5 protein-coding genes are annotated in these 6,000 nt (G+C 44.3%); 1 reads left to right on the forward strand and 4 read right to left on the reverse strand.

Annotated elements, in window-relative coordinates; all coding sequences use genetic code 11:
* Positions 1-204 precede the first annotated feature (204 nt).
* Positions 205-1,491 carry a Glu/Leu/Phe/Val family dehydrogenase gene (locus QUB70_RS23070; RefSeq protein ID WP_332983660.1) on the forward strand — a complete coding sequence of 429 codons (1,287 nt, stop codon included), beginning with the start codon at positions 205-207 and terminating at the stop codon, positions 1,489-1,491.
* Between the two features lie 133 nt (positions 1,492-1,624).
* Here QUB70_RS23070 and QUB70_RS23075 read toward each other — a convergent pair whose 3' ends face one another.
* The 4 genes from QUB70_RS23075 to QUB70_RS23090 all read right to left on the reverse strand — a co-directional run bounded on the left by QUB70_RS23075 (position 1,625) and on the right by QUB70_RS23090 (position 5,817).
* Positions 1,625-1,816, reverse strand: a complete 192-nt coding sequence (locus QUB70_RS23075; RefSeq protein ID WP_332983664.1) for a helix-turn-helix transcriptional regulator — start codon at positions 1,814-1,816, stop codon at positions 1,625-1,627.
* Between the two features lie 942 nt (positions 1,817-2,758).
* Positions 2,759-3,799: a ribonucleoside-triphosphate reductase, adenosylcobalamin-dependent gene (gene nrdJ / locus QUB70_RS23080; RefSeq protein WP_442927812.1), complete on the reverse strand. Its 1,041-nt coding sequence runs from the start codon at positions 3,797-3,799 to the stop codon at positions 2,759-2,761.
* 277 nt (positions 3,800-4,076) lie between these two features.
* Positions 4,077-5,321, reverse strand: a complete 1,245-nt coding sequence (gene nrdJ, locus QUB70_RS23085; RefSeq protein WP_332983661.1) for a ribonucleoside-triphosphate reductase, adenosylcobalamin-dependent — start codon at positions 5,319-5,321, stop codon at positions 4,077-4,079.
* Positions 5,322-5,529: 208 nt separating this feature from the next.
* Positions 5,530-5,817 (reverse strand): hypothetical protein, encoded by a 288-nt coding sequence (locus QUB70_RS23090; RefSeq protein WP_332983662.1) that lies wholly within the window; start codon positions 5,815-5,817, stop codon positions 5,530-5,532.
* Between the last annotated feature and the right edge of the window lie 183 nt (positions 5,818-6,000).

Genomic DNA, 6,000 nt, shown 5'->3' on the forward strand with positions numbered 1-6,000 from the left:
CTGTTGAGTGTTGACATAATTCAACCAGGATTGTGATTAAATTAAAATGTATAGGAAAACCAGTAGCTCAGCCGAGATACTTAAAATTAAGATATCAGCTATTCTTCCTTCTTCCCTCTGACTTCAAAATCTGACGGACACTAAATAATTAATCCGTGTATCCGTGTCAACATCCGTGTCGTGCTTTCCTTCTTCCTTCCTATTATGTCTGATTCATTATTTGCCGATGCCAGCCGCCGATTAGAACGAGCCTTAAAATATGTGTCCCTTTCCGAGGATACGATCGAACGGCTGAAATATCCCAAATCCAGTTTAATTGTATCGATTCCCGTGCGGATGGACGACGGTTCCCTGCGAATTTTTCAAGGTTATCGGGTGCGCTACGACAATACCAGAGGCCCGTCTAAAGGAGGAGTGCGCTATCATCCGGGAGTATCCCTTGATGAAGTGCAATCCTTAGCATTTTGGATGACGTTTAAATGTGCAGTTTTGAACTTGCCCTTTGGAGGAGCCAAGGGCGGAATTACTCTCAATCCCAAGGAATTGTCCAAACTGGAATTGGAACGGTTGAGCCGGGGCTATGTCGATGCGATCGCAGATTTCATCGGCCCCGATGTTGATATTCCCGCACCGGATGTCTACACCAATCCCATGATTATGGGTTGGATGATGGATCAGTACAATATTATTAAGCGACAGCTTTCTCCGGCGGTGGTGACTGGAAAACCAGTGACAATTGGTGGCAGTTTGGGCAGAGATACGGCCACAGCAATGGGTGCTTTTTTTGTAGCACAAACTATTTTACCCAAATTTGAGCTAAATCCTCAAGATACAACTGTAGCAGTACAAGGTTTTGGTAATGCCGGTGCAGAAATAGCAGAATTGTTGTGGAAAGCAGGTTACAAAGTTGTTGCTGTCAGCGATTCCCAAGGGGGAATTTATGCTAAACAAGGGCTAGATATTCCCAGTATTCGAGGCTTTAAAAACTCTAACAAAGGTATCAAAGCTATTTACTGCGAAGGTTCTGTTTGCAATATTATCGAACACGAAGTCTTGACAAACGAGCAACTTTTAGCATTAGATGTAGACGTGCTGGTTCCAGCAGCTTTGGAGAATCAAATCACTGAAGCGAATGTTAATGATGTTAAGGCTAAGTTTATTTTTGAAGTAGCTAACGGGCCGATTGATTCTGCTGCTGATTTGATTTTAGAAGCGAGGGGAATTCACGTAATTCCTGATATTTTAGTCAATGCCGGAGGCGTAACGGTTAGTTATTTTGAGTGGGTGCAAAACCGCAGCGGACTTTATTGGACGCTGGAGGAAGTCAACCAGCGGTTGAAGCATAAAATGGTCGAAGAAACTGAGGCAATTTGGAAAAAATCTCAGGAATTGTCAGTTTCCATGAGAACTGCTGCTTACGTGTACGGGTTAAATCGACTGGGAGAAGCGATGAATGCGAAGGGAACGCGGGATTATTATGTGAACGGTTGAGGGAAGTGCGATCGGGCTTCAAAAGCTCGGAAATCACTGGTTTTTAGGTGCGATCGCAGAACTTATATATGTAATGTGCACGGCACAAGAGCATCTTACCGCTATTGCACGCAGCAGTTTCTTCAACCGCAAGTTAATCTACCAGTTCATCTAAAGAAAGCTTCAGGAGGTCGCACAATGCTTTCGTCTGTTCGAGATAGAGTTTTGGCATATGTCTACCCGCTTCCCAATTTTTAACAGTGGTTACAGTCACGCCCAATTCATCCGCAACTTGCTGCTGCGTCAAAGAAAGCGATTGGCGTCGCTGTTTGAGTTTTTCCCCCACACTACTCAACTATCCAATCCCCCTTCTCTCTCATTTACGTGTCTCCAAAATTAAGGGATACCTAAAGTACCCATCTAGCTATTTTTCTCACATAAGTTATACTTAATGTATAAATCCAGAACCTCAAAAAATTTTTTTTTAATCGCTATGCTGTTGCAGAACAATCACACTATCAATTTTTTGTCAAAATTTTACTGTAAATTGTTGCACAAATCAATAGTTACTGTTAGAATAAAAAAAAACGGTGCTAATCCCTTTTAGCACCCATCTCACAAAATAGGTTCTCAAACTTTATGCACCAAAATAGACTACTAATCCCTAGAAACCCCCAACCGGGTAACTTATGTGAAGAAACTGGTTACTATGTAATGGTTTTTTCTCATTACTTAGGTGGTCGCCGTATCTTATATAAAAATAAGATTAAGTGTGAAAAAGGGCGTAGATTTCCGCCTTATAGAAAATTTGTGGTATTACCAAATAAACAAATTTTTTTAACATCTAAACTTAAATGCAAGGGATACTTACTAATATATAAAACTAAACGGTTGTATTAAAACTATTACACCCTTGCACTAAGTTGTCTGAAATGTAAGGGTACTCAACCAGTACAATCAAAAATAAGACCCCTCACATCGTGTCTGGGGTCTTTCTACGTTTTTAAGAATTCCTCTGGTTAAGTTGACTTAACCACAAATTGTCCGTAGTATGAGAGGAGAATATCACATTTGTCAGAAAGCCAGTGCGTCCTGGCTACCAACCTATCAGCACTGGCTCTGGCTCCCATACCTATGGAGAGTGACAATTAGTCGTTGGGTGGGGGCGGGTTTACGAGATTATTGATTTTAGGCAATTATGGTTGGTAAAACCCGCCCCTACGATTTTTTGTCTATCTGCAATTAAACATAAAAAAATCCCCCATTTGGGGGATTTCATTCAACACTATTACATAGCCTTAGTCTCCGGCATCAAACACTTATCGGAATCGCAGCCCGCAGGCCCGGAATCCATCATTTCACCTAAGTCGTAGCGACTCAAAGCCGCGTGAAAAACATCTATTTGGCGGCGTCCTAATGCATCTTGCACCATCTTGGTGTAAGTTTCCTTGTTTATCGGTTCAAAGGGCAGACGCGGGAAAGTTTCAAGAGCATCAAACCGCGCCAAAAGTGCTGCGGAAATATAGCCTTCGTCATCGCGAATCGCTTCGTAAATCCGAGTGCCCAAACTTTCTACTTCATTTTCCCGCAATTCAATCGTGGCCGAAGTGTTATGTCTGACATAGAACTTTTGTACCTGCATATAAAAGTCCATTTGTGCGGCCGCCGAGAACTTGTTAATGTCAATTTCATCAGCACCGGGTAAATCAGCCCAACTTACCGCAACAGGTATTTCTACCAGCCATTCCGTGCAGCGTTCATCGAAGGGATTGTTCAGCAAATTGCCGTTTTCATCTTTGTCAGATTGAGACGGAATCACGTTGTATCCGTAGTCAATGCAGGCGAGGGCTACAGGGTCGTTTTTGCCGAAAGTGATTCGGCGAATAAAACGCTGGGCTTTCGGCGGATGCCACCCCGGAGAAGCGCCTGTCAGCAGAGATTTGGTACCGGATGGTTGAACGGTTGTGCAGCGATTCGGGCGTTTTAAGGAATGCCGATCGCAATAATCCCATACTACCCGATTCACAATCTCCCGCCAACCAGTCAAATACTCTTCTTCCCGCTGTTTAAAAGCGATTCCTTGCGGAGTTTGCGGGCGGCCTTCCACCCACCAGCGCAGCCACTCCACGCCGAAAGCGTGAACGAAGAAATCGAACAATCCAGTAAATGATACACCGACGATCGGGTCTAATTCGCGACTGTATTGGTAGCGAGGTTCGCTAAATTTGTGATTGAGAAGTACCGCGACAGATAGAGCTCCGGCCCTGAAAGCTTCCTCCTGTTCTTTGAAATTGTAAGGATCGAGTTGATTAAGGTGGATCTCAGACAAATTGCAGAAAAAATTCGAGCCGATGATTTCCAGTTATGTTACCCTAAAGGCTTTTTATCCTCTAGTTCTACAGATTCCATGTTCCCTGTAGCTCGGCGTACTTTTTCATCTACTTTAGTTGTAAATGCCCCGCACTCTTGCCAGGATTATGTTCTTCATTCAAGAAGGTTCACCCGGTACGCTCTACGGTGGTAAAGGATTTTTAATTCCCCTACTTACCTCGGAATTAACATCTCAGTTTTCTCCGATTTTGCGAGGTTTTTAACGTGAGGCAAAATTACTTACCACACGGGTTTAAGCCCACACGGACTAACCGATGATCTAATTCGCCAGCAGTCATATTAGGATGGCGTTCCTGCAACCAATGTTTAGCTTTTCCTTCGTTGTAAGCTTTCAAAAACTCAAGTTTAAGACTCGGTGTTGAAAGTAAGTCAACGTTAGATCGAGCTACAGCTTCGCCGGCCCATTGAATCGCACCTTCGCCGCTGTAATACTGTTTGCGGACAGCATCAATACATTCTTCTAGTGTAGGTTTGCTATGAAAAACACGGGTATGATTTGCCATGCGAAGGGCATCGCGTTCTGGATCGATTCTCCAGTTGCCACTTTCATCTTGTTGCCACAGATTATTTTTAGCATTTGCCCCCAGTTCATCACCCGATTCAAACTGACGCATTCCGGCCGATCTTCTAATATTTCCGGCAACAATTGTGACCGCTGCTTCGTCAATCAATACACAGCATTCTACTGAATTTAACTGCCGCCCTTGAGCTTTATTCAAAATTGCCGCGCACCGCTGATAAAGGTCGGGCAATTTCACCGGATTTGCGACTCCGCCAAAGCCTTTTAAAGGTTCTCCCACCGGGCGAACGTCGCTCAAATCGATGAATATTTGAACTGAGCCTGCAAATCTTTCATCTGTGGATAATTCTAGCAAAGTTTGATAGGATTTTACCCAACCTTGGCGGGAATCTCCGACATAAATAGTGGCGGTTTTTTCGTCTATTTTTACTTCGGTTTCTTGGCGGCGTTCTAAAACTGGTGTAGAACCAATTTCTCCTTGGACTGTCACGGTTAAGCGGTTGCGGATCGGTGGCAGTTGGTTGATGTATTTTGGTTCCAAGACTGCGCCTGTGCCGCAGCCCATCATTGCCAAATCCATCAATAAACCAAAGGCCCGCCAGTCGATAATATTTGTTGACGAACAGTTATATGCGCCGGAAAAGTTCTCTGGCTGTTCGATCCATTTGCTGCCGCCTACCCACAGCCAGCGGCCTGAAGCGAGGGTTTTGAGCTCGTTTTGCATCCGGTGCAGCAGTTGTGTTTCTTCGGGGGTGAGGTTTCCGAGCTTTTGGAGCCCCTTGACTGTTCGATCGCACACTTGGGCCCAAGTCTCCCGCCCTGTCTCGGTACGGCGGCTGTAAGTCCTGAAAAATACTGGATTGGCTGCGGGTGCTGTTTCGGGGAAATCGGACAGGTTGCGTTTGTCGCTAGCACTCGATCGCTCTAATTCTCGAACCATAGGTTGTGTACTGACGTGTCGGAATATATCAACAGACTATGAATATACAACAGGATTCAGATTTAGGGTTAAAGGTTAATATATTTGACAATTTGCACTAGATATGGGGCACAGAAGTGTACAAGCTCGATCGGGCGATCGGCCCAAAACTTGACAAAAAAACCCGATTTCTTCCAGAAACCGGGTGAAGCGCAAATCTTGTCAATTGTCAATCCTTTGTCAATAAAAACTCAATATTGGGTAACAGCGGGTCTTGAACAACCCCCACACCGTTAAAGCCCCAACGTTCGAGCAACTTTTTGACAGATGAACCGGAAATCGATTCTACTCCGAATCGATCGGCAACATCAGCAGCGTGGGCGTTGAGATAGCTCAAAGCGTCATAGTCTTCGCGAAACATCAGCAGGTAACTCACTGCCGAATCTGGATTGGGATTCGCGGATAGATATTTGCCATCAGCACGAGAACGGAGCAAATAAAAAACTTGAGATAACATCTTATCTTGGTTGTCAAAATAATAGATTAACTCAAATTGGGAATCGGGAATTGGGAATCGGGAATTGGGAATTGGGAATCGGGAATCGGGAATTGGGAATCGGGAATTCTCTTCCTTCTTCCTTCTTCCTTCTTCCTTCTTCCTTCTTCCTTCTTCCTTCTTCCTTCTTCCTTCTTCCTTCTT

The sequence above is a fragment of the Microcoleus sp. A003_D6 genome (assembly GCF_036702825.1).
In the GTDB taxonomy this organism is placed as follows: domain Bacteria; phylum Cyanobacteriota; class Cyanobacteriia; order Cyanobacteriales; family Microcoleaceae; genus Microcoleus.

Coding starts and splice junctions, on each gene's coding strand:
- QUB70_RS23090 (WP_332983662.1), bottom strand. CDS start 5,817: ATGTTATCTCAAGTTTTTTATTTGCTCCGTTCTCGTGCTGATGGCAAA.
- QUB70_RS23070 (WP_332983660.1), top strand. CDS start 205: ATGTCTGATTCATTATTTGCCGATGCCAGCCGCCGATTAGAACGAGCC.
- nrdJ (WP_332983661.1), bottom strand. CDS start 5,321: ATGGTTCGAGAATTAGAGCGATCGAGTGCTAGCGACAAACGCAACCTG.